This window comes from Enterococcus sp. DIV0183 (assembly GCF_050541505.1).
Classification (GTDB): Bacteria; Bacillota; Bacilli; order Lactobacillales; family Enterococcaceae; genus Enterococcus; species Enterococcus faecalis.
This window is the reverse complement of sequence record NZ_CP172932.1, coordinates 1,583,660-1,608,393: the sequence shown is the minus strand read 5'-3', so window position 1 is coordinate 1,608,393 and position 24,734 is coordinate 1,583,660. Positions and strand designations below refer to the sequence as shown.

The following is a 24,734-nucleotide window of genomic DNA, read 5'->3' as shown; positions in this document are numbered from 1 at the left end:
TAGCTTCTATTTTATATATTTTTTTGTTTTAGAAATTTAGTTGGTTTATTAGAATTTTAGGAAAAATTTTACGAAAAGTGTCGCAAAAATGGCTCCTAAAAACGGTGCAGTTCCGGGAACAATCAACCCATATTGCCAATCATTATTGGTTTTATTTTTGATTGGTAAAAGTTGATAGGCGATACGAGGACCTAAATCACGTGCTTGATTCATTGCGAATCCTGTAGTACCACCTAGTCCCATGCCGATTGCCCAAACAAGCAAACCAACAGCAATGGGTAGTTGTGTTTCGTAGGAATGTGCAATCGCTAAAATAGATGTTAAAAAAATGAATGTTGCAAAAGTTTCAACAAAATAGTTTCTTGGTAAATTTCGTTGGTTCGGATTTGTAGAAAAAATATTACGAATGGCGATTGGATCGACACTATCGGCGGATAGCTTGAAATGATCAGCATACATAATATAAACAATGACGGCGCCACAAATGCCGCCTAACATTTCAGCGATGACATAGGGAATGAAGTAAGACCATGGAATCATTCCTAAAATAGCTTGAGCGAGGGCCATTGCTGGATTAATACAGACTCCGCCAAAGACGAACAGAACAACAGAGATTCCAAAAGCCCAAGTAGTGATTGCAAACATGTGACCAGAACCAGCGTATTTTGTTCGTTTTAGGACATCGTCGCAGTGAACACCTACCCCAAATACGATCATTAATGCAGTTCCCATAAATTCTGATAAGATATGATGAAACATAAGATAAAGCTCCTTTAATCAATAGTTTTGTTATTTAATGTTTGGACGAGGCGATAGACTTCCTCGATTGTAAAATTATATTGTTTAGCAATTCGTTCACAATCTTGGTATTCAATAGACTCTTTCAATAGGCCATGATAATGATTTTTTTTAATATGGACCTTACCAAAAGGTGTTTCCAAGATTTTGAAAGAACGGTCCATCACACTACGTTCCATTGTTTGAAAACGCATACCAATTGTAGAAGTATGTTTAAAGAGTAGTTCTGTAAAATATTCTTTTTCCTCTGTTGTTGTTAAAACCGTTAATAGAATGGCACTTCGGTTTTTTTTCATATGAATGGGCGTGAAAAAAACATCTAGAGCACCATGCTCCAATAATAGATCCATTACGTAACCTAACTGTTCAGGTGTTTGATTGTCTATATTTGTTTCAATTTTTAAGACTTGGTCATGGTGTTCTGTCCTCTTTTTTTTACTATGTGTTTCAGTAAAGATTGATCCTCTGAGGGCATTGAATTTGCCGGTTTCTCGTTTGCCAAATCCGTAACCTATTTTTTCAATTAATCGTTGTTCTGGTGCGACAAATAGAGGACTAAGTTCTTTAAAAATAGCTAAGCCAGTCGGTGTGACAAGTTCAGTTTTTATCTCAAAGTCTTGTTGAATGATTAAATTTGTTTCTTTACGTAATTCCATCACCGCGGGAACTGGTATTGGCATGACTCCATGGGCAATTGTGATAGTACCACTTCCATCTGTAATTGGCGTTGAATAGACTTGTTCAATCTCTAACTGTTCCCATAGGATAAAAAAGCCAACGATGTCAACAATTGAATCAATTGCTCCGACTTCATGAAAATGAATAGTGTCAATTGTTTGTTGATGAACAGCAGCTTCAGCTTTTGCAATGTCATAGAAAACATTTTTACTATGTTTTTTTACAAAATTGGACAAGTCGCTTTTTTCAATTAATGTATAAATATCTTTTAAATTTCTAGAATGGCTATGATGATGTGCATGTTCTTTCGTTTCATGATGTTCATTTTCGTGGTGAGGAGAGAGACTGTGTTTTATACCGTAATCCTTTTTTCCATGTTGTAGGAGAACATCGAAATCTGTTCCGTAAATACAACTTTTAGCAATTCGTTGGGCTTGAATGGTGAACCCATCGATGGGAAGTTTTTTTAATTCGATTAACAGTTTGTTTAAATCCCCGCCTAAGTCAAGCAACAATCCATTTAACATATCACCACTAAGACCAGAAAATGGTTCTAAAAATAAGCTTTTCATAGTGAAGACTCCTTTATTTGATTAATCATACTTGCATTATAAGCGGCACCAAACCCGTTATCTATGTTGACTACACTAACGCCAGAGGAACAACTATTTAGCATTCCTAAAAGAGCAGTCAGTCCTTGGAAATTGCTGCCGTAGCCTATGCTAGTAGGGACGGCAATCACTGGCACGCTAACTAGTCCGCCTAGCACGGACACTAGTGCGCCTTCCATACCTGCAATCACAATAACCACCGAAGCCTGTTGAATCTCATCTAGGTGAGCGAACAAACGATGAATGCCAGAAACGCCTACATCATAGATACGTTTTATTTGATTCCCGAAAGTTTCTGCAGTGATTGCTGCTTCTTCAGCAACGGACATGTCTGACGTTCCAGCAGTAACTATCGCAATATAGTTTTTTGTTGTAGTCTCCATTTGGTTGATAACGAAACAACGTGCAAGTTCATAGTAGGTTCCATGAGGAAAGTTCGACTCTAAAGGCTGGGCTTTTTGTTGTGAAACGCGAGTAACTAAAATTGTATTGTTTTCTTTTCTTAAGCTATTGATAATTTTGATGAGTTGCTCAATTGTTTTCCCTTCCCCATAAACGACTTCTGGATAACCAGTTCTTTCTTTACGCTGCGTATCAATTTTTGCAAAGTCTAATTCGCAAAAGCCATTTAATTTGTTTGTTGCTTCTTCTAAAGATAATTTTCCCTCTTTAAAAGCTCCTAAAATTTCTTTCGGTTGCATAATACAACGCTCCTTATTCCTGATTTCTCAAGGATCATTATTCTACAATGACAGACAAGCCATCTCGAATCACAGTCACTTTTGCATTTAGACCTTCTCTTTCAAATGCTCGCTCTAACGCTTCATCAAACGTTTTTGCTATTTCCATATGCATCGAAGTGATAAGCTCAGGATCAACAAGATCTGAAACAAAAATTATATGATGATGAACTAAAATTCGCGCTAAAATTTGCGAAGTCCATTGATCTGGCACGGTTTCTAATCGTGGTGTATGGATGGCTGCTTCTAAAAATTCGTTTGGATTTTTAACATTGGCAATATTTTCATAAAAACCTTCACCACCGTGACCATCACGACACCCAGCGACCATAATAATGACACCGCCGTCTTTATTGGTTGCTTCTGCAGCGGTCATCCCTTTAACTGCTTGATAAATGTTTTGATCAAGTGGAAATCCGCCATTCGTTGAAACCGCAATGTCGCAAGGTATTTTTTTGACACGGGCAATTTCTTTTACAAAGTTACAACCAACTTTATGCGCTTCAACCATATCACCTGCGAAGGAACCAATAATTTTTTTGTCACCATCTAAAACGACATTAACAATAAAAGCTAGATTCGCTTTAGCGGCAGCGTAGACCATATCATTATGAATCGGATTATCCGTTAAATTTCCTGTCCGTGAGTTGGAGGAATCAATAAATTCTCCAGAATGGTTAGCCATGATGGTTTTATAAGAAGCAATTCCAGGTAAAACAGATTTACGTCCACCAGAAAATCCTGCAAAAAAGTGTGATTCAATAAACCCTTCGGCCAGCAGTAAATCTGCTTCTGCTGCAATGCGATTAATGATACAATCGCCCCCTGAAGGTAGTTGACCGATTTTGACCATTGAGGAATCATCAGTAGAGATATGCATAACGATTTCTTCATTCTCTACAATCGCTTTACCATATTTGCTAATCAGTTCTTCTCGTGTAGAAGGGCGATGAAAGCCTGTAGCAACTAAAATCCGGATTCTAGCTGTTTTGTTCACTGAACGAATTCTACGCAAAATAATTGGGGTGATAATATGTGAAGGAACGGGACGTGTGTGATCGGAACTAATGAGGACAATGTCTTTTTTACCCTTAGCTAATTCTTCTAATGGAAGGCTTCCAATAGGATTGTCCAGCGATTTTTCGACTGTTTCTTTCTCAGTATATGGATTTGAAAAATGTTCAGCTTTTGATTCGAGAAGCCCAATAAAATTTTTATCGGGAATTCTTGCAGTAATCATTTTCTTGTCATAAGGTAGGTTAATTTCTACCATAGCAATCATCTCCTAAGTAATATTTTACGAGACTAAGTATAATGAAATTTAGAAATCACACAGTCCTTATTGTGGGTAACATTTGCTAACAAAAGGTTGGTGAGAGTGTTTATAATAGTTAACGAATCAAACAGAAACTTAGTCAAAGGAGTGACAATTATGGAGTCAGATTATCTTACAGCTTTCTTAGATAGAAAGAAGACACCGATTATCAAAAAAAAACGCCATACTTATCTCGCTTATCATGGATTGGAGGAAGCGTACACCTATGTATTAAAGAAAGGGGTCGTTAAGACGAGTATTATTTTAAAGGATGGACGAGAATTTAATCTGTCGTATATTGTGTCTCCTGACATTATTTCATTGTTACGTGATGAAGTATCAAATTATACATCTGCTCCTTTTAATATCCGCATTGAGTCGGAAGAGGCTAGCTTTTATCGGATACCAAGGACTGTATTTTGGGAATATGTTAAAGAAGATGCTGTTCTTCAAGATTATGTACGGGATTACTACCGAGCAAAATTATCGGAGAGTATTAGTTCCTTACAGAATATGACAATGAATGGTAAGAAAGGGGCTGTTTGTACTTTTATTTACCAATTAATTGATTTGTTTGGTGTACAGACAGAGGAAGGAATATTAATTGATTTTCAAGTAACTAATGAGGATATTGCGGGGTTTTGCGGGATTTCAACGAGAAATAGCGTAAACCGAATTATCCATGATTTAAAAGAGGAAAAAGTCATCGATATCAAAAAACAAAAAATTGTGATTTACGATCAAAGTTATTTAGCTGATTATATTGATCGATAAGATAGGAGTCTGACGAACATGCATATTCCAGAAAATTATTTAAGCCCACAAACTTGCGCAGTGATGGGCGCGATTATGGTACCTATCTGGTACCGCGCGGTAAAAAAAGTTGACGTTCAAATTAAATTAAAAAAAGATACAGGGACCATGTTAGGGATTTCCTCCTCCTTGTCATTTTTAATAATGATGTTTAATTTGCCAGTACCTGGTGGAACAACTGCGCACGCTGTTGGGGCTGTTCTCATCGCATTATTGATGGGACCTTGGGCCGCGACGCTGTCTGTTTCGGTGGCTTTACTATTACAGGCTTGTTTATTTGGTGATGGTGGTATATTAGCTTTTGGTGCAAACGCCTTTTCTATGGCGTTTGTGATGCCATTCGTGGGATATGGAGTTTATAAGCTAGTTACGCGTATAAAAAAATTTGAAACAATGGGTCTTTTCTTAGCTGGGTATCTTGGTGTAAATGTTGCGGCACTTTCTACTTCTGTATTATTAGGTATCCAACCCTTACTATTCCATGAAGCGAATGGTACGCCACTTTATAACCCATATGGTCTTTCTATAACTATACCAGCAATGATGAGTGTCCATCTGTTAGTAATAGGAATTGTTGAAGGTCTCTTCACCGTGTGTGTCTATAATTTTGTAAAAAGTGTGTCAAAAGATGCAATTTTTATCGAAGAAAAGAAGAAAAGGACTCCGTTGTTGCGATTAAAGAGACTGTTATTGGTCATGGTAATTTTATGTCCATTAGGTTTGATTGATCATGCCACCGCTTGGGGTGAATGGGATTTATCTGAATTAGTTAAGAATTTAAAACAGAATCATTTGCCTGCAGTACAACCAAAAGGTATGGTGAATGGTTTTTCATTTCATGCACTTTTCAGTGATTACTTTATTCCAGGACTGCCATTAGCACTTGGGTATATTTTAAGTGGCGTAACAGCCATAATCGTTTTTTTACTCATTTTTCGTTTATTTAATGGAAGAAGGCAAAGTTGATGCCTGAATGGATGAAAGAATCTTCCACGTCCTTTGAACCTAATAAAAAAGAAACCTTTATGCTTAAAAATCGAAAAGGAATCCTTTTTTTATTAAATAAATTTCAGGTGAGTGGGAAACGCAATAAGACTATTCTCAGTGATATACACCCAGCAATTCAACTGATCAGTACTTTTTTACTAATTGTTTTAATCAGCACAACACAAAAAGTTCTTGTTTTGTGGCTCTTAGGCATCTACCTAAGCATGTTACTTTTAGTTGAAAAACTAACTATTCTACGAAACATTGTCAAAAAAGCTAGTATCCTCATTTTGATGCCGCTGATTATCTATTTACCGATCTTTTTTTTAGGTCAATTTAGTTTATTATTTATTGTTCATTTGTTTTTTTTAGCCATAGTGATTAGTCAATATATGGAAACAACCAACATGAATCAATTTATAGCAGCATTAAAAATCTTTCATTTTCCGAATATAATACTTTTACAATTAGATATTACGATTAAATATATCTTTTTCTTTGGAAATCTCTTAATCCAACTGCTTGCCGCTGTAGAAGCTAGAGCAGTTGGTGGGAATATCCAGTTGAGTACGGGTAGTAATTTAATCAGTCTTATCTCTTTAAAATCTTTTACGTATGGGAAAAAGTTGGACATGGTGATGGAAGCAAGAGGATATACTGGTCAATATTATCGAGTAAAGCAACCATTAAAAACGAAAGATTTTTTGGTTAGTATTGCCTATCTTTTATTTTTCGGGGGGTTGCTTTATTTAGGGAGGAACTAATATGTATCGAGTAAATCATTTGGTTTATCGCTATCAAACGAAGCCTGTTTTTTTGCCTTGTAATTTGGAAATAGCCAGAGGAGAATATCTGGTTTTGATGGGAGATAACGGCAGTGGCAAATCCACTTTTTTAAATTTGCTTGCAGGTTTTTTAAAACCTTCCGAGGGAACGATTTATTTTATGGAACAATCATTAACGGCCTGGAAAAAAGACCCTATTCATAAAAAGAAGTATTATGCTCATTTGGGTATATTATTTCAAGAGACGGACACACAATTATTTAATGCAACAGTTTATGACGAATTGGCATTTGGCCCTAGACAGCTCCAACTATCCGAGCATGAAACAGCAAAAAGAATTAATGATTGTTTGAATTTATTAAAAATTACCCATTTAAGCAATCAAGTGCCTTATCAATTATCGGGAGGAGAAAAGAAAAAAGTGGCTTTTGCTAGTCTGTTAGTAATGAATCCAGACGTGTATTTATTAGATGAGCCGTTTGCTGGGTTGACAAAAGAATCGGAAAAATTATTTAAAAAGATAATAAAAAATCTGCATCAACTTGGTAAAACAATTATCCTTTCCACCCATGACTATTTGAGTATTTGCGAGGAAGCTGATTCCATTTTATTGTTTGATTCGGCTGTCACAAGGTACTCAAAGGAAGAGATAGAAGCCAATGCTAACTTGTTACAACATTTAAAACGGTATTAAGTGTACAAATATTGACAATAATTGATACTATGAATCGTGATTTTTTCTAATGTGGAGATGTCTATAATTAATTATGTAAAAGAAAATCAATAGGAGATGGTTTAAATGTCTGTCATGAAAACGAAAGAACAAAATTTAGTTCGCGAATTACAAAAAATGGATAAGTTGGCTGTTGCATATTCAGGTGGAATTGATAGCTCTTACTTGCTAAAAAAAGCTTTGGACACTTTAGGTGCTGAAAATGTACTTGCGGTTGTTGTAAATTCAGAATTATTTTCTGATGATGAGTTTGATAAAGCGGTTGATTTAGCTAATGGGTTGGGAGCAAATGTGTTAGGCCTTGAAATGAGCGAATTAGCGGATGATAGAATTGTTGCAAATAACCCTAATAGCTGGTTCTACAGTAAAAAATTATTATATAAAACTATTCGTTCGGCTATTCAGAAAGAGGGATTTGATGTTCTGGCCGATGGGATGATTATGGATGATAATACTGACTTTCGTCCTGGATTAAGAGCAAGAGATCAAGAAGGGGTCATCAGTCCGCTACAACAAGCTAAATTATATAAAATTGAAATACGTCAACTTGCTAAAGACGCAGGTATTTCCAATTGGAGTAAAGTTGCCTCATGTAGCATTGCTTCAAGAATTCCTTATGGCATTAAGTTAACACGCTCAGCTATTGATCAAGTATTTGCTAGTGAAAAATATTTACGGGAAATAGGTTTTCCAATTGTCCGTGTCAGAGCACATCATGATTTAGCACGGATTGAAATTCCAGAAGACAAACTTTCTCTGTTATTAGAAAACAGAGAAAAAATTGCAGATTATCTTAAAAAACAAGGATTTAATTATGTAACTTTTGACTTAGAAGGATTTAAATCTGGTCGAATGAATGATATCCTCACAGAAACTGAAAAAAAAGTTTTTTGTGAATGTTAGACAGATAAATTTATAAAATTGAGTCGGTGTAACGGAGTCAGGACAGGGGTATTCCGTTACAAAAACCAAGTTTTCTGCTCGATTAGGTCGGTTGTTTTCATTGATTACTCTGCCAGTAGTTTATTAACTTTTAAGCCTAGGAAAAATTCCCTTTGGATTTTTCCTAGGCTTTTTGTCTATTTAATCATTTGATATTTGCTAAAAAGAAATTAGCTGTAGAATTTTTTAAGATTACCAGTGATTGTTCAATTTGAGGAAAATAAATGGATTGTTTGGACTGGTTGATTAGTCGATTATTTTTGGGATTCGTGAGTGAAAGTATTTGCTGTGAATAGTTAAATAACTCAATGTTTAGTGTGTCCGGCCTAACTGGCGTTAATTTTTTTAAGTAGTGTTGTGTTTTCATAAGTTCTAAAAGAAGCTCTTCCATAGCAGTTTGCATTTCCAACAGTTGATCATTTAGTTGTTTTTGTTGCATTAAGCTTTCAGCAGAGGCATCGTTACTATAAATAGGAGATTCAAGAACAATTTCTTGAATAGAATAGTTTACTCTACGTTGTACTCGATAAGCTAGTACCCAAGCATCACTTGGTAACGTGGTCTCTTCATTGATTAACGCTAGCAAAATAGAGCTGATCGTTTTTGACCAACTATTGATATTTTTACGTAATACTTGACTATGCCATGTTGGGAAAATAAAAAACATGACAAAAGCAATCAGCGCACCAATAATTACATCAAAAACTCTTGTATAGCCTGCAGAACTACCACCTAATGTGAAAGTTAACCAAGTGGTCACACTTAGCATTAGAAATGCTTGACTTAATTTACGGACGGTTTCATACAATATAACTAGCAAACAAGACAATAGCATTGGCCATAAAGGATTTAGGTTTGTTAAGTTAGCAATTAATTGAGACAAAAAGATGCCTAAACAACCACCTAAAATAGAACCAATAGTTCTTGAAGTGATTTTACCGAGTGTACCATGATACCCTGGCATAACCATCAAACAACCAGAAATAACTACCCAGAATTCGTGATTAGCTAAAGGCAAAGGGTACATGTAATTAAGTATAAGCGAACAAAAATGACAAACTAAACCTGTTAAAGCTAAACGAATTGCGAATCTAGCAGAGCTGCCTTTGTAAGAATGAAGGATCTCTTTGGCTTCTGCAAGTCCTTCTTTTGTGGGTAAGAAAGATTTAAATGAGATTTTTTTAGAGGATTGTTTGTTTTGTATCAAAAGGATTGCTGATTTTATTTCGGTGTTTGCTGAAGCAAATTCTTGAAGAGGCAGGGTTAATTGTTCTCCTTTTAAAAAGAGTTGAATTGCTTTTAAAGCAGGAAGATTTTCAGCTGCATTGGTTGAATCTAACGAGCCTGCAATTGCATCTGCTTGTGAAACCAAGGGATAAATCCATGGTGTTTTTTGATGATTGACCCAGGGCATTGTTTCAACAGATTCGCGTACTTTTATTCTGAAATGGACATAGCGTGTGGGTTTTCCTTGTGCTAATAAATATAATTGTTCATATAAATCGGCTACTAATTTTCGTGCTTCATTATTTTGCGGCTTAGAATAAAGACAATAGAACAAACAAAGGATGGACATACCTAAAATTATTGCACCCAGACCTTCAAAAGTTTGACCAATAGACAAATTGCCTTTTAATTGCGCACCAGCTAGTAAAGAAATGGTCCCAAAGAGACATCGAATATACAGACCAATACTAAAGTTTCTTACAATCCCTGAAAAATACAAACCAAGGACGAATAATAAAATAATGAATATACTTGACGACTGTAAAAGTATCCCCAGACTGGCACCAAGAAAAATCATTAAAATACCATCTATGGCACTTCTTTGTGGAGAGCTATGTCGTGTTAAGACACAAATTACAGTGCCCAAAAAGCTACCAACATTTACTAAAACAAAAGCGAAAGGAAAGACTATTGTTAGAACAGCACCAACAGCATTTGCAATAATGATACTAAGAACAAGAGCAAACCAGTTCTGTCTTGTATCAAAAGTTAGTATAGGACGACTATACGCCCAAGACGATTCTAAGAAGACCTCAAAAAATTTTTTGATAGATAATTTCACAAAACATTCCTTCTTTAAAAATTTATTAGAAGCTAAAAAATTATTCCTCTGCTAGTATACACCTCTAAAATTTTTTTCAAATTTGCTCTTTTTAAGAAAACTCACAATTATAAGCCAACATTAAGTTTAGCCATATATTTTTGTTGAATAAATTCTGTAAGCTCATGCCAACTTTCTTCATTTTCAATGGAATCTAAGTAGAAAATATCTTGATTAGAAGTAGCTTTTTCGAAGGAATCTGTGATGATGATATCCGCATTTGTGAAGTCTTCGGTAATAGAGATTGCGTTTGTATTATATAAGGAGGATAACCGTGTTTTAATAAAATAACTTGCATAAAAATCTTTGATAATTTGTAAATAGATTCTCACTTGTACTTTTTTTTCGGACACAGACAATGTGTAAAGCAGTTGACTGAGTAACTCTAAATGCGTTTCTTGGTGAACTAATTTTGCCACCGTTCGTTTTATTCGATTAAAGTATGCCACATCTGACGGAGTACAAATTTCTGGCTGCGGTAGATAAAGTGTTAAAAAAGTATAATAATTGCCCTCCGTTAAAAAGTACCAAGCATTAAAAATAGAAAGATAGTAAACGTATTGATAATCATGCTGATTTGTCAGTAAGTAGGCTACTTGCTTAAACAATTTTTTTGATAAGACACAATAAGGATGGTTAGATTCTATAAATAATTTTTCTATTTGTTTCGTTTGCTTTTCCGAAAAGATATAAGGGATAAAAATGCGAGATAAAAAATTAAAGTATAAAATTTCAGTTTTTCTTGTTTCGCATTGAATGTCAGCGAAAGAGTGTTCAAGAAAAAATAAAGTCACATGACTGTATTGATTGATCAGAATAAAAAAAGAATGCAGGTTTTTAGAGTGCGGCATCTTTAAGAAGTTTTGTGCACTTGTTCTAGTTTTAAATATCGCATATAAAATATAAAACGCTCTTTTCTTCATTCGGACATTTTTATAGGATCGTTCAAGAAGTTCATCGGGTAGACTTTTTTTTATTTCTTCAAGACTTATTTTAGAAAAAGGCCAAGCCAATTCTTGAAAGGAATCTTGTAGGAAAATGAAAGAAAACACTCGAATCGATAATTCATTGCCAGTTAATTGATAAATACCCTTAATACTAACGATTACTATATCAAAAATTTTAAAAAAGTTATTCAGTTGTTTCGTGATTTTTACCAGATAATGTTCAGAAATATATAAAACTTTAATTAATTCGTTTTTATCAATGGAAGAATGTGTGACCAATTGTACGCAATAATTAAATTGTACATTGTTTTTTAAAAGATTGAGTTTTAACGTGTAGGCGTATTCGACCGCGCTTTTTTGGTACGCTGGATTTACACAAACAATGCCATTATTGTTAGAGACAATAAAATGTTGGATTTGATAAGTATCCTCGAATTCTTGATTTATTTTTATCAGATTTTCCTTGACCGTTCTTTTTGAAATTTTTAAATTGGAAGAAATTTCATTTAATGACGTATGAGCTCGCTTCACTATATAAAATAAAATTTCTAGCTCATTCGTTAGGTAGGATGGAAACATGTTATGGACCTCCAAAAGTAAAATTTAGGTTCATTGTAGTCTACTTTCTTTAAATTTTTGTATTGATATGTTAACACAAGCGTAATAAGAAGCGGCCATCACAATTAATGTACAGCCTTATACATTAATTGTGTGTGGCAAAGCAATTTCAATGTTGATAAGCTAGCAGTAGTTAGAATAATTATTATTTAGTTTCTAATTCCAAAAAAGGTCAAGGTGAGTAAGCAATGAAAAAAATCAACGAACAATTAAAAATGAAAATGCCAACCTACAAAAGAAAAAAAAGCATTGCTTATTTCTTTTACTCTTGTCTACTATTGGTATCGATTTCTTGTTTTTTGAGCGTGCATTTTCAAGAATGCGAGGCAGCTTCGCTCTATCAAGCGGGAGGGATAGCCATTGATTTGAGAACTGATTTACCTTATGGAATGGAGATAAGCCATGACGGTGGTAGTGGTCCTGATGGATCATTTGGAGGAAAATTACACGTAAAATTATACGGAACAGTGGACACTTCTCATACACAAAAAATTACTGCTCTTGCTTTCGATACCGATGGGATGCAATATGGTCTGATGTTTCATTTACCAGAAAATATAAGTGCAGATAATTTTAAAGCGGCTTATGACAAGGCTTATGCGGATAATCCAGAAAATTTTTATTCAATTAGTGGACAAAAAAATACACGAATATCAATCATCAATACAAAAGGAATGCGGACGTTTAACGGTTTTTCAGAAGATGGTTCACCAGGGTGGGGTGATCCCGAACAAGACTATAGTGGGGTTGATACTGAGCATCAGGTGATGTTTTGTGAACGTGGAGATTCTATTGATTTGTCTCTTGGAAAAATTTATGACATTTGGAGTAATGAACCTGATAAAACTAAAATAACATTTGAGCTTCATTTTGATTTAGATGTGGCAACTTTGATGAAAGATGGCGATTCGAAGGATTATTCCCTCAATAAAAGTTTAACGAAACATCGCTTACCTGTATCAAATGTTTTGTCGGATGGTAATGAGAGTGATCAATTTTTGTTATCGGCAGATTTTTTTGGCCGGACGTATGAATTGGGTAGATTTTCAGATACAACGAATACAGTTAATCATAATATGGTAACGGCTAGTGCAGACATGTGGTTACGTGCGACAAGTTTAGCGGCAGCAGCAAAGCAAGATCCAAATAATTTGAATCATCAAATTATTACTGGAATCACCGGGAAAGTGGCTACTTGGTCTTCTTATATCTCGCCATGGGACAGCGGTGATAAAGACAATCCATTATCCAATTACAATACCCAAGATGCCTCTAAATATCCTGAAATACCTGAAAGCACAACGATGTTACCAGGGGAGTTTTTATCACCAAAGTTTACGATGAACCAAAGACAAGACAATCCGCTTAATTGGACAGATGGGTATGTTGCTCAACGGTTTGCGCGCGTAGTTAATTTTCATACTCACACAGTTGATCCTAAGGCCAATGTGAATGTCTCTTCACAACAACAAAACGGGTTAACAACCTATTTATTTAGTGGCAAAGATGGTTGTGGGCTGCCGTTAGTCAATCCGCCAGGAACGGATTCTTCAGAGCCCACAGATAAAACATATATGCGCGTCACAATAGATCCATACCAAGTGCCAAGTTTAGAAAGGGCAGCTTTTGTTAAAGGTCAAACAACATTTCACCCGCAACAAAAGATACCAGTAGAACTAGCCGTTAAGGCTCCGACAACTAGAAAAGTTCAGATTGAAGAAAAAATTTCAGGTGCTGCCCAAACTGATTTTCATAAAATTGGGGAGCAAGATTTAAAAAATTTACCAGTCACAGATGATTGCGTTAGTTTTAACTGTTTAGCAGATGCTTTACCAACTTCAGGAGATTACACATTAACATTTAGAATTCTTGATGTTGATGATACATCTAAAAGCTACTCAAATGAGAAAAGTTTAGCTGTGCACATTGATCAAGCGCAAATTAAAGTTAAATCTCAAGATACGATTTATCAATATACTCAATGGCAACCAGAAAGTGAAGTGACTAGCTTACAAACACCAGATGGTAAAAAAGGTGATTTTCGAGACGTAAGTGTCACCATATATAAACTGGACGGAGAGCAAAAGGTCCCAGTAGATGCGGTGGATACAAAAGTGGTTGGTAAATATGAAATTGATTATAACTACCTAGGATTAGAGGCGCAGACTGCACTAGAAGTCATTCCCTCTTCAGCTCATATTGGTGCACATAACGACAGCTTTTCTGTGGGGACGCCCTTCGATCCAAAACGTCTTTTTGATAGTGCAACAGATAATGATGGACAGTCCATTCCTTATAGTAAGATAACGATTCGCTATACGCCTAAGCAGGTAAACGATGAAGTAGCGGGCATCTATAGAATTACTTATGATATCTCTAAAATAGTAGGTTTTAGTAAAAGTGTTACTGTTGATTGGACCTACTATTACTCTAATCGTCTAGACTTTTATCACTTATCTGAACAACTAATGCCTTTTGAGAACGTAAAATTTAATGGCCAAGATCAAACACAGACATTAAAAAGTTGTGAGATGAACATTGAAGATACGGGGGATCCTAATCGGACAACTGGCTGGCAGCTTGAAGTAGCCTATAATTTAAATGATCAGAAAACACAAGCGTGGAAAGACGCAGGGCTTGATCTCACGCTAAATCCAAAGTCAGTCGATTATGTAACAACTGAGCAAAATATCATGGTTAACGATGAGCAACAATTAGTAGCTGATGTAAGTAACCAATCTATCAAAAATAAAAAAGTTTTGACGAAATTACAATTATTGCCCACATTAACTATTTCAAAAGTCACACCTGCTGATAAATATGAAGCTCAGTTAATTTGGAACTTAGAAGCAACACCGTAAGGGAAGAGGGAATAACTGTGAAATGGTTTATCTATGATTTATTGTTTGTTGCCTTTATTCTCGGTTTGCCAATTCAAGCACAAGCTGAAGACAAGACAATTGACGCACAAGCTGGCACAAAAGTCATGGTAATAGTGAAAGAGAGTGAGGATATTGTTCCACATCCCAATGAGCTTATACCGCAGACTAACGATATGCCAACTTCACGAGGACAACCTAATTTTTTACCAAAAACAAACGAGATTACGTCTCAAGAGACGATTTTAGGAATCGTGGTACTCGGAAGTACATTAATCGCCGGACTTTATAAAGAAAAGAGGAAAAATAATGAATAAAAAAATAATTGGTTTAACTGTCACTTTAGGAACGGGAATCTTTTTAATTGGACAACAAACTGTGAATGCGGCTGATAATACAAATACCACAGCGAATGTGTCGGTTTTGGGTGGCGGATTAACCATTACACCATTAGCACAAATTAACTTCGGGACGGTGACAAAAGACGGCCAAGATCATACGCAACCAGATCAAAGCAAGTCGCAACTTATCATTAATGATAATCGTGGGACAACGAATACAGGTTGGTATCTGACAGCGAATTTAGAAGATAAAGGAAAAGGTGTCACTGGCTTAGACGGAATGACACTTCATTTAGACACTAAAAAACCTGACGGATCTTCTGAAAAAGGTACCTTTACGGGCGTTGATTTAACCACAGATGCTTCAACCATTATTTCGCTAGATAAAAGTGATATCCGTTTATCAGACACTGTCACGACAGCCGATTTAAATGCAACGTTAAATATACCTAAAAGTATTGCTGCAAATACCTACTCTGGGACCATCGTCTGGAATGCCATCGATGGAGCACCCGCCTAAGAATTTAACATAAAACGATGTAAGAAAACGAGGCAGATAAATTGAAAAGAATTTTAAAGATACTTTTTATATTGACTATTCTCTGTTTAGGTGGAGCGATGCGTGCCTGGGCAGAGCCGTCTAATACCAATAGTTCAGCAACAATTGACAATGCGAATGCGTATACAGTCACACCCGTTTTCGGAGCAACTCAAAATAACAAAACCAGTAATTTTTTTGATATGACATTAACTCCGAAACAAAAAGATACATTCAAATTAACGATAACCAATACTACGCCGAACCCTCAAAAATTTAAAGTTCATGTAAATACAGCAACAACAAATAGTAATGGGATAGTTGACTATACAAAAAGTAGCTTTGAAAAAGATCCATCGATGAGTTTGGTACTTAGTGATTTGATTAGTCCCAATAGGAAAGACATTAGTGTCCCCGGTAAACAATCACAAACGATTGATTTTCAAATAACGATGCCAGAAAAGTTATTCTCAGGAATTTTATTAGGTGGAGTGACGATTCGACCAGTAGAGATAGCTGGGGACCAAAGCAAGGGTGGGATTCAAAATGTTTATATGCATACGATTGCTATTCGGGTGAATGAAACAGCAGAGACCATACCTGCAAAATTGGAAAGTGGTTCTGTTAAAATTGGGCAAATTAACCGCCACAATACTGTTTCGATGGAAATTAAAAATCCACAGCGGAAGTTATTGTCAAAAGTCGAAGGAGATTTTTTTGTTAAAGAAAAAGGAACAAACAAAACGATCATTCACGAAAAGAAAAATAATCTTAGTTTTGCACCAAACACAAGGTTTGACCTACCTATTTTACTGAAAGATTCGTTTAAACCTGGAGACTATACCTATACCATTAAGTTGAAAAACCATGAGGGGAGCTGGACGTTCTCAAAAGATTTCACGATAAACAAAAAGCAAGCTGATCAGTATAATAAGCGTTCTGTTGATCATAAAGTCAAAAACCTTCACTGGCTTAAGTACCTCATGGCCTTTTTAATTCTAGTTATTTTAGGTACCGTCTGCTATATCTTGGGAAAAAAGAAGGGAAAAATGAGGTTGTAAAACCTGCCTTTAAAATAGTTGACAATTATGCAGAAAAAATCATGCCAGTATGAATTATCTATGACATAAGGGAAGAATAGCTGTCTAGCAAGGATAAATTGTCAAATTAGCGTTAATTTACGCAAGTCATTGGTGTTCCTTATTTTGGAAAGTAGTATTATACTATTATTGTTCAATGATTCACAAAAGAAACAAGGAGGAAAGAACCATGTATAAAGCAATTGTCGCAGCAAAAGGAAAAACAACAAAAATTGTTGAAAAAGAATCGCGTCCATTGAAAGATAATGAAGCGCGGTTGAAAATGGAAGTCTGTGGTGTCTGTCATACGGATTTACACGTTAAGAATGCAGATTTTGGCGATGTTAGCGGTTGTACCTTAGGTCACGAAGGAATTGGGATTGTGACGGAGGTTGGAAAAGACGTTACTAGTTTAAAGATTGGTGATCGTGCATCTGTTGCATGGTTTTATGAAGGCTGCGGGCATTGCGAATATTGTACTTCTGGTCGAGAAACGCTTTGTCGTTCAGTAAAAAATGCTGGATATACAGTTGATGGTGCCATGGCCGAAGAATGCATCGTCACAGACGGTTATGCAGTGAAAGTGCCAGAAAATTTAGCATCAGAGCCAGCTTCCTCTATTACTTGTGCAGGGGTAACAACCTACAAAGCGATAAAAGAATCTGGGATTCGTCCAGGTCAATGGCTAATGATTTCAGGATTAGGTGGGCTAGGTAATCTAGCTTTACAATATGCCAAGCATGTCTTTAATGCAAAAGTAGTAGCTGTTGATGTGAATGATAATCAGTTAGCTTTTGCGAAAGAAATGGGTGCTGATCTTTTAATTAATTCAGTTAAAGATCCTGATTTTGCTGCACAACTTCAAAAAGAAATTGGCGGTGTCCATGCAGCAGTAGTCACTGCGGTAGCTAAATCAGCATTTAATGGCGCAGTCGATGCAGTCCGTGCGGGAGGAACGGTTGTCGCCGTTGGATTGCCTGTTGAGACAATGGATTTATCTATTCCACGTCTTGTTCTTGATGGCATTCACGTAGTCGGATCGTTAGTTGGAACCCGTCAAGATTTAAGAGAAGCTTTCCAATTCGGTGCAGAAGGAAAAGTTGTTCCTGTTTGTCAAACACGCCAACCAGAAGAAATTAATGCTATTTTTGAAGAAATGGAACAAGGAAAAATTCGCGGGCGAATGGTCATTGATTTTCGCAGTTAATTTAGTTTTTTAGTGATTCGTTGATTTAATCTGAAAACCATGAAAGGATGGATAGAATGTTTGCGAATCTTACTCTCCGTGAGAGACGACTGCTTAAACAAGCACAAGTGGGAGCCACAATTAGCTTTATTCTTTTGTTTGTACCAATTCTGACAATCAGTCTTTTGCATACTAGTGACTTATTAGCAAAATGGCTAGGTATAGTTGGGGTAATTATGGTTTTACCATTGTTGTATTTTGCGTGGCAGATTTTAAAGATAGCCTATAAAGATCAAAAAGATAATCCAACGCCTCCTTTGTGGGTTCCGAAAGTTTATGGAATTGGGCTTTCGATCAATCCCTATCATCGGTTTGGAAAGTTAATTTTTATATTGCTAGCGGTACTGATAGTTGGCATCATCATTAGTTTGCTTTTCACACCAGCAAGTCAAATCAATCACTAAAAAACGAGTAATCAACACCCTCTTGCCGAGCAGGAGGGTGTTGATTATTTTTAAATAGACTAAATTTGAGTAACAGGTATTAGATTTTTGAAAAAGTCTTTCTTTTTCTGATGTAGATATTTTCGCAATAAAATCATCATTATAAGTGAATTAACAGGTTTATCAAGGGTTAATACTTGTTAATGGTGGCTGCTATAATTAACCGTTGACAAACACAAAAAAACCATCATACGATAATTATGTTATTAAAAAAGTGAAAAATTGGTAGTCAACAAATGAAAACGCATTCATCGGGAAATTGTGATTCTGTACTAAAATTTTTATATAAGATGAAAATAGATTGTTTTCATTTAATAATTTATTGAAAGGATGTGTTTATGAAGGGGTTACTGAAACTGACTTTCTAACAGTCTCAGTAAACTAAGAAAATCGTTATGACTTTTTATGACTTTTCATCTGGATAAAACTTTGTTGGGTTTTGGATTTTGCGAGTAATTGTGTCGGAACTATTCTATGGGGAGCAATTTTAAGGAGGAAAAAATGAACAAAGAGTATCAGGGTAAAAAAATTTACGGTAAAAAGCACTGGTTGACATTTTTATTAGTGAGTTCGTCTGTATTGGCGTTCCATTCGTTTGTTACGATGGATTCTCAAGTGGTTGATGCGCAAGAGCAAACAGCAAAAGAAGACGTAGCTGATTCAGCAACGTCAGTCGGAGCAATTGTGTCGATTGAAAAAGCGGAGAAAAACTTTGTCATTACGTATGCTTCTGGAAAAAAAGCACAAATTAGTATTTTAAACGACCATCTTTTTCGCTATCATCTAGATCCAACTGGTAAATTTGAAGAATATCCAACGCCAAATGATCCAAAGCATGTTGCGAAAATTACGGCTAAAACAATGGCCGACTATGGTACACAAGCCTTTGAGCAAACGAACGTCACAGATTCAGGAAACCAATTTATTCTAGAAAATAATGGTTTAAAAATTATATTCGAAAAAGAAAGCGCTTTAATGGAGGTTCTAGACAAGAAAAAGAATCAAGTTATTTTAGAAGAAACCGCTCCGCTATCCTTTAAAAATGATAAAGCTACACAAACGTTAAAACAAAGTAGTCAAGAAAATTATTTTGGCGGAGGAACTCAAAATGGTCGATTTACGCATAAAGGAACAGCTATCCAGATTGTCAATACGAACAATTGGGTAGATGGCGGAGTAGCATCGCCTAACCCATTTTATTGGTCAACTGCAGGGTATGGCGTTGTTCGAAATACATGGAAACCTGGCAACTATGATTTTGGAAGTCATGATCCACAAACAACCACAACAACGCACGAAGGAACAGATTTTGATGCTTTTTATTTCTTTAATGATTCCTCAGCAGGTATTTTAAAAGATTACTATGAATTAACCGGGAAACCAGCTTTGATGCCGGAATACGGGTTCTATGAAGCACATTTAAACGCGTATAATCGGGACTATTGGGTGAAAGTAGCAGAAGGAACCGCGGGAGCAGTTAAGTTTGAAGATGGTAATTTTTACAAAGAATACCAACCAGGCGATTTAGGAAACTTAAATGGCACGTTAGAATCTTTAAATGGAGAAAAAGAGAATTATCAATTTTCTGCACGCGCAGTTATTGATCGATATAAGAAAAACGATATGCCGTTAGGGTGGTTCTTGCCAAATGACGGCTACGGTGCTGGCTATGGCCAAACAGATTCATTGGACGGCGATGTACAAAACTTAAAAGAATTTACAGAGTATGCTCAAGCCAATGGTGTTGAAGTGGGGCTGTGGACCCAATCTAATCTCCATCCAGCGGATCCTAAAAATCCTAAAAAAGGAGAACGGGATATTGCGAAAGAAGTTAGTGTCGCTGGTGTTAAAGCTCTCAAAACTGACGTGGCGTGGGTCGGGTATGGGTATTCCTTTGGCTTAAATGGTGTAGAAGATGCCGCGAATGTTTTTGTAAAAGAAACAGACGGCGCAGTTCGTCCGATGATTGTTTCATTAGATGGTTGGGCCGGAACCCAACGGCACGCTGGTATCTGGACAGGCGATCAAACGGGTGGTCAATGGGAATATATTCGCTTCCATATCCCAACATATATCGGGACTTCGTTGTCTGGACAACCAAATGTCGGTTCAGATATGGATGGAATTTTTGGTGGAAAAAATAAAGAGGTCAACATACGTGATTTCCAATGGAAAACTTTTACACCAGTGCAGCTAAATATGGACGGCTGGGGCTCCAATCCAAAAACGCCATTTGCTTTTGATCAAGAAGCCACAGATTTGAACCGAGCGTATCTAAAATTAAAATCAATGATGATGCCTTATAACTACAGTATTGCCAAGGAATCAGTTGATGGACTACCAATGGTACGGGCCATGGCTTTAGAATTTCCTAATGAAGGAACAGCATATACAAAAGATTCTCAATACCAATATATGTGGGGACCCAATTTACTCGTTGCCCCAATTTATAATGGCAATCAAGATGAGGCAGGAAATTCAATCCGTGATGGAATCTACTTACCAGATGAAAAACAAGTCTGGGTTGACTTATTTACAGGCGAAAAATATCAAGGTGGCCGTGTCTTAAATGGAGTAAAAACACCGCTGTGGAAGGTGCCCGTTTTCGTCAAAGATGGCAGTATTATCCCAATGACGAATCCAAACAACAATCCAAAGGAAATCCAACGAGATCAACGATCTTTCTTGATTTATCCAAATGGCGCCACTTCTTTTAATATGTATGAAGATGACGGAATTTCAACTAGTTATGAAGCTGGGCAATCAGCTACGACTAAAATAAATAGTCAAGGCCCTAAATCAAACGAAAAAGGGGATCTGACCGTTACTATCGAACCGACAAAAGGAAGTTACAAAGGCTTTGTTGATGAACGAAGCACCACGCTTGATTTGTTAGCTTCAGAAGCGCCCGAAAGCGTAACAGCAATGGTGGGGGGAACAGAAGTAACCTTGAAACAAGCAGCTAATAAAGAAGAATTTTTAGCTGGCACAAATCTATATTATTTTGATAAAGAATTCCAAGTGAATCAGTATCTTTCTGAAGCTTCAGGAGAAAAACTGAACCAATCAGCGTTATCAGTAAAACTAGCGAAACAATCTGTGACCGCCAAAGATGTTCAAATAACTGTCAAAGGTTTCATTAATAAAGGAACGGTTGACGGAGGAAATACAACGGTCGATGACCAGTTAACTATTCCGGCAAATGTCGCAATCAATGAAGAAAAAACAACGCCATCTTCTTTGACTCTTCAATGGGATCAAGTAACTGAGGCAACAAGTTATGAAGTAGAGCGTGACGGGACTGTTTTCGGAAATATTCAAACGAATACAGCAACATTTGATGGATTTTCCTTCCTAAGCGAACATACTTTTCGAGTTCGAGCTGTTGGAAAAAACGGGGTCTCTGAATGGAGTGAACCGATTAAAGGAAAAACACAAGATGATCCCTATAAAGAAACAATTAATCAAGTCAAAGCAACAAGTAATTTACCAGAACAACCAGGCGCAGAATTGAAGAAATTAACAGATAAAGATTTGAGTACAGGTTGGCATACGAACTGGTCAACCGGCATCGCTAATCCAAGTGATGGAAATTTCTTGTCTTTAAAATTTGATCTTGGTGCGGAGTATCAAATGGATAAAATTGAATACTTGCCAAGAGACAATGCCGGCAACGGAAATATTTTGCAGCTCCAGTATCGGACGTCGAAAGATGGAGCTAATTGGACAGAGTTTTCAGAACCTATTAACTGGAAGCAAGATGCTTTGACAAAAACCATTGAAACGAAGGACCAAGCGTATCGTTTTGTTGAAATGAAGGTATTAAAATCGGTGGGTAATTTTGGCTCTGGTCGTGAGATGCTCTTTTACAAACAACCAGGAACAGAAGGAATCTTACATGGAGACATTACTAACGATGGAACGATTGATGAAAATGATGCAATGAGTTATCGAAACTATACAGGCTTAGAATCTGTGGACAGTGACTTTAATGGCTATGTTGAAAAAGGCGATTTAAATAAAAATGGGGTAATTGATGCTTATGATATCAGTTATGTTTTACGACAATTAGATGGCGGAATTGAGATACCTGATGTCGAAGAAATTGCGGGCGGTTTATCCCTTGCTGTGGTTAATGAAAATGGCAAGGATACCTATCTTCCTGGCGATACATTAACCTTTACACTTAAAGGTCAAGACTTAAAAAACATTAATGCGTTAAGCACAAAAATGTCCTTTGATTCTAGCAAATTTGAACTTGTCGGTCAGCCTGCAACCACGAATAATACAAAACAAATGGAAAATTATTCTAAATATCGGAAACATTCAAATGATGTGGAGAATCTATATTTAGTTCTTAGTAATCAAGGAAATAAACAATTGTTAAATGGTTCAATGGACTTAGTTACCTTTAAAGTTAAATTAAAAGAAACAACTCGCGTAAAACGTGCGACAACTGTTGAGCAGCCATTACAATTTGATATGAGTCAAGGCTTATTAGTAGGCCAAGGATTCCAACAAGCCACACTTTCAGATTTTTCTGTAACAGTGAAGCCCACAGAGCTAGTAGATAAAGAGTTATTACAAGCGCTAATTACGCTAAATCAAGCACGTGTCGAAAAAGAATATACGCCTGAAACTTGGGCAATCTTTAAACCAATCTTAGATGAGGCAGTAGCTGTTCTAGCCAATGAACAAGCCACACAGACAGACGTTTCTGCTGCCGCGGAAAACCTAGAAAAGGCTGCAAGTCAGTTGGAAAAAATGCCTGATGTAGCGAATAAAGCTGATTTAGAAAAAGCAATTCAAGAGGGGCTAGCGAAGAAACCAAGTGATGGGCAAGAATTCACCGAAGAAACTAAAAAAGTTCTCGAAGAGTCATTAGCAGCAGCTCAAAAAGTATTTGCTCAAGAAAAAGTTACTCAAGAAGAAATAGACCAAGCGACTAAAACATTGCGTGAAGCAATTGCACAATTAAAAGAACAACCCGTCGCCGTTGATAAGGAAACCTTAAAAGAGCAAATCGCTCAAGCCCGAGGAAGAAAGCCGGAAGAAGGATACCAATTTACAAAAGAAACAGAAAAACAATTGCAAGAAGCAATTCAAGCGGCTGAAGCAATCGTAGCGAAAGAAACGGCGACAAAAGAAGAAGTCTCTGAGGCTCTAAACGCATTGGAAACTGCAATGGCTCAATTAAAAGAAGTACCACTTGTAAATAAAGACCAATTACAAGAAGTTGTCAAACGAGCGCAGCAAGTCACTCCAAGTGAAGGGCACCAATTTACTGCCTCCTCGTTACAAGATTTACAAAAAGCGCTTTTAGCAGCTAAAAACACATTGAAAAACCCAGCAGCTAATCAAAAAATGATTGAGGAAGCGGTTGCTGAATTAACTAGTGCCATCGATGGGTTACAAGAAGAAGTGTTAGTTACAGATAAAAAAGCCTTAGAGGAAATGATAGCCAAAGCAAAAGCAATCAAACCATCTGCCGGAAAAGAATTTACCAGCGAGTCTAAAGCGCGCTTAACTGAAGCAATTGACCAAGCGGAAGGGATTTTAGCTGATAAAAATGCTCGGCAAGAACAAATTGATACTGCTGAAAAAAATGTAAAAACTGCTTTGGATAGTTTAGAGGAACAAGTCCTTCAAACGGATAAAACAAAGTTGAAAGAACTGCTTCAAAAAGCAGAAACATTGAAACCTAAAGCAGGAAAACAATTTACAAAAGCATCGCAAGAAGCTTTAGCTGAAGCAATTAAACAAGCAAAAGCACTTGTTGAGGACCCAAGTGCGACGCAAGAAGCTGTGGACAAATGTTTAAGTATTTTAGCACAAGCCATTGAAGCAATGGCAGAAGAGCCAATCAGTAGCAACTCTACAGGCAACAATGTAAATCATGGCACGGTTAGCGGGACTGGTGGTGTAACCAGCCCAGGAAAGGGCACAGCAACAGGTGGAACGACAACAAAAACCACCACTTCTGGTACTTTGCCAAAAGCAAATGAAGTTGTTTCGCCAATCTGGTCAATCAGTGGTTTTCTATTGATAGTAAGTATTGGTTTAGGAAAATTATTCTTCAAAAATAAAAAAGACCAAAATTAGCGTATCATTAACTTACAAGGCGCATTTGTACA

18 protein-coding genes are annotated in these 24,734 nt (G+C 36.5%); 12 read left to right on the top strand and 6 right to left on the bottom strand.

All coding sequences use genetic code 11. The features are described 5' to 3' along the window. Positions 1–48: 48 nt before the first annotated feature. Genes larD through larA form a run of 4 tightly spaced genes read right to left on the bottom strand, consistent with a single transcriptional unit; the run spans position 49 to position 4,100 of the window. On the bottom strand, positions 49–759 hold the full coding sequence (gene larD / locus IGK72_RS07900; protein ID WP_002357197.1) for a D/L-lactic acid transporter LarD: 711 nt from the start codon (positions 757–759) through the stop codon (positions 49–51). Between the two features lie 14 nt (positions 760–773). Further along, positions 774–2,048 (bottom strand): nickel pincer cofactor biosynthesis protein LarC, encoded by a 1,275-nt coding sequence (larC, locus tag IGK72_RS07895; protein WP_002362001.1) that lies wholly within the window; start codon positions 2,046–2,048, stop codon positions 774–776. Next, complete coding sequence (larB, locus tag IGK72_RS07890) at positions 2,045–2,788, bottom strand: nickel pincer cofactor biosynthesis protein LarB (protein WP_002379543.1); 744 nt, start codon at positions 2,786–2,788, stop codon at positions 2,045–2,047. Before larB ends, larC begins: the two co-directional genes overlap by 4 nt. 37 nt (positions 2,789–2,825) lie before the next feature. After that, complete coding sequence (gene larA / locus IGK72_RS07885) at positions 2,826–4,100, bottom strand: nickel-dependent lactate racemase (protein WP_002361999.1); 1,275 nt, start codon at positions 4,098–4,100, stop codon at positions 2,826–2,828. 159 nt (positions 4,101–4,259) lie between these two features. On the opposite strand from larA, the gene IGK72_RS07880 reads away from it, so the two are divergent. The 5 genes from IGK72_RS07880 to larE all read left to right on the top strand — a co-directional run bounded on the left by IGK72_RS07880 (position 4,260) and on the right by larE (position 8,363). Then, positions 4,260–4,916, top strand: a complete 657-nt coding sequence (locus IGK72_RS07880; protein WP_010710262.1) for a Crp/Fnr family transcriptional regulator — start codon at positions 4,260–4,262, stop codon at positions 4,914–4,916. 18 nt (positions 4,917–4,934) lie between these two features. Then, positions 4,935–5,921, top strand: a complete 987-nt coding sequence (gene cbiM, locus IGK72_RS07875) for a cobalt transporter CbiM (RefSeq protein WP_002357206.1) — start codon at positions 4,935–4,937, stop codon at positions 5,919–5,921. Further along, positions 5,921–6,706 carry an energy-coupling factor transporter transmembrane component T family protein gene (locus tag IGK72_RS07870; protein ID WP_165548506.1) on the top strand — a complete coding sequence of 262 codons (786 nt, stop codon included), beginning with the start codon at positions 5,921–5,923 and terminating at the stop codon, positions 6,704–6,706. The genes cbiM and IGK72_RS07870 overlap by 1 nt, the downstream gene beginning before the upstream one ends. Before the next feature lies 1 nt (position 6,707). Next, positions 6,708–7,421, top strand: a complete 714-nt coding sequence (locus tag IGK72_RS07865; protein WP_023895613.1) for an ABC transporter ATP-binding protein — start codon at positions 6,708–6,710, stop codon at positions 7,419–7,421. Positions 7,422–7,526: 105 nt separating this feature from the next. Then, complete coding sequence (larE, locus tag IGK72_RS07860) at positions 7,527–8,363, top strand: ATP-dependent sacrificial sulfur transferase LarE (protein ID WP_002374609.1); 837 nt, start codon at positions 7,527–7,529, stop codon at positions 8,361–8,363. A 184-nt stretch (positions 8,364–8,547) separates the two neighbouring features. Here larE and IGK72_RS07855 read toward each other — a convergent pair whose 3' ends face one another. Together IGK72_RS07855 and IGK72_RS07850 are read right to left on the bottom strand one after the other, a co-directional pair. Then, positions 8,548–10,470, bottom strand: a complete 1,923-nt coding sequence (locus tag IGK72_RS07855) for an FUSC family protein (RefSeq protein ID WP_430619599.1) — start codon at positions 10,468–10,470, stop codon at positions 8,548–8,550. A gap of 107 nt (positions 10,471–10,577) precedes the next feature. Beyond that, positions 10,578–12,035: a helix-turn-helix domain-containing protein gene (locus IGK72_RS07850; protein WP_165548502.1), complete on the bottom strand. Its 1,458-nt coding sequence runs from the start codon at positions 12,033–12,035 to the stop codon at positions 10,578–10,580. A gap of 227 nt (positions 12,036–12,262) precedes the next feature. On the opposite strand from IGK72_RS07850, the gene IGK72_RS07845 reads away from it, so the two are divergent. From IGK72_RS07845 to IGK72_RS07815, 7 genes are all read left to right on the top strand, one after another. After that, entirely contained in the window at positions 12,263–14,935 is a 2,673-nt protein-coding gene (locus IGK72_RS07845; protein WP_023895617.1) for a bacterial Ig-like domain-containing protein, read from the top strand. Continuing rightward, complete coding sequence (locus IGK72_RS07840) at positions 14,911–15,270, top strand: hypothetical protein (protein ID WP_031324489.1); 360 nt, start codon at positions 14,911–14,913, stop codon at positions 15,268–15,270. The genes IGK72_RS07845 and IGK72_RS07840 overlap by 25 nt, the downstream gene beginning before the upstream one ends. Further along, positions 15,263–15,814 carry a hypothetical protein gene (locus tag IGK72_RS07835; RefSeq protein WP_002357217.1) on the top strand — a complete coding sequence of 184 codons (552 nt, stop codon included), beginning with the start codon at positions 15,263–15,265 and terminating at the stop codon, positions 15,812–15,814. The genes IGK72_RS07840 and IGK72_RS07835 overlap by 8 nt, the downstream gene beginning before the upstream one ends. Positions 15,815–15,912: 98 nt before the next feature. Further along, positions 15,913–16,893: a DUF916 and DUF3324 domain-containing protein gene (locus tag IGK72_RS07830; RefSeq protein ID WP_165548690.1), complete on the top strand. Its 981-nt coding sequence runs from the start codon at positions 15,913–15,915 to the stop codon at positions 16,891–16,893. 208 nt (positions 16,894–17,101) lie between these two features. Further along, positions 17,102–18,118 carry an alcohol dehydrogenase AdhP gene (adhP, locus tag IGK72_RS07825; RefSeq protein ID WP_023895622.1) on the top strand — a complete coding sequence of 339 codons (1,017 nt, stop codon included), beginning with the start codon at positions 17,102–17,104 and terminating at the stop codon, positions 18,116–18,118. Between the two features lie 47 nt (positions 18,119–18,165). After that, on the top strand, positions 18,166–18,561 hold the full coding sequence (locus tag IGK72_RS07820) for a hypothetical protein (protein ID WP_002410573.1): 396 nt from the start codon (positions 18,166–18,168) through the stop codon (positions 18,559–18,561). A 513-nt stretch (positions 18,562–19,074) separates the two neighbouring features. Continuing rightward, positions 19,075–24,702 (top strand): TIM-barrel domain-containing protein, encoded by a 5,628-nt coding sequence (locus tag IGK72_RS07815; protein WP_165548500.1) that lies wholly within the window; start codon positions 19,075–19,077, stop codon positions 24,700–24,702. Positions 24,703–24,734: the final 32 nt, after the last annotated feature.

Coding starts and splice junctions, on each gene's coding strand:
- adhP (WP_023895622.1), top strand. CDS start 17,102: ATGTATAAAGCAATTGTCGCAGCAAAAGGAAAAACAACAAAAATTGTT.
- larB (WP_002379543.1), bottom strand. CDS start 2,788: ATGCAACCGAAAGAAATTTTAGGAGCTTTTAAAGAGGGAAAATTATCT.
- IGK72_RS07815 (WP_165548500.1), top strand. CDS start 19,075: ATGGGGAGCAATTTTAAGGAGGAAAAAATGAACAAAGAGTATCAGGGT.
- IGK72_RS07845 (WP_023895617.1), top strand. CDS start 12,263: ATGAAAAAAATCAACGAACAATTAAAAATGAAAATGCCAACCTACAAA.
- IGK72_RS07835 (WP_002357217.1), top strand. CDS start 15,263: ATGAATAAAAAAATAATTGGTTTAACTGTCACTTTAGGAACGGGAATC.
- larD (WP_002357197.1), bottom strand. CDS start 759: ATGTTTCATCATATCTTATCAGAATTTATGGGAACTGCATTAATGATC.
- IGK72_RS07820 (WP_002410573.1), top strand. CDS start 18,166: ATGGATAGAATGTTTGCGAATCTTACTCTCCGTGAGAGACGACTGCTT.
- larA (WP_002361999.1), bottom strand. CDS start 4,100: ATGGTAGAAATTAACCTACCTTATGACAAGAAAATGATTACTGCAAGA.
- IGK72_RS07850 (WP_165548502.1), bottom strand. CDS start 12,035: ATGTTTCCATCCTACCTAACGAATGAGCTAGAAATTTTATTTTATATA.
- cbiM (WP_002357206.1), top strand. CDS start 4,935: ATGCATATTCCAGAAAATTATTTAAGCCCACAAACTTGCGCAGTGATG.
- larE (WP_002374609.1), top strand. CDS start 7,527: ATGTCTGTCATGAAAACGAAAGAACAAAATTTAGTTCGCGAATTACAA.
- IGK72_RS07880 (WP_010710262.1), top strand. CDS start 4,260: ATGGAGTCAGATTATCTTACAGCTTTCTTAGATAGAAAGAAGACACCG.
- IGK72_RS07830 (WP_165548690.1), top strand. CDS start 15,913: ATGCGTGCCTGGGCAGAGCCGTCTAATACCAATAGTTCAGCAACAATT.
- IGK72_RS07865 (WP_023895613.1), top strand. CDS start 6,708: ATGTATCGAGTAAATCATTTGGTTTATCGCTATCAAACGAAGCCTGTT.
- larC (WP_002362001.1), bottom strand. CDS start 2,048: ATGAAAAGCTTATTTTTAGAACCATTTTCTGGTCTTAGTGGTGATATG.
- IGK72_RS07870 (WP_165548506.1), top strand. CDS start 5,921: ATGCCTGAATGGATGAAAGAATCTTCCACGTCCTTTGAACCTAATAAA.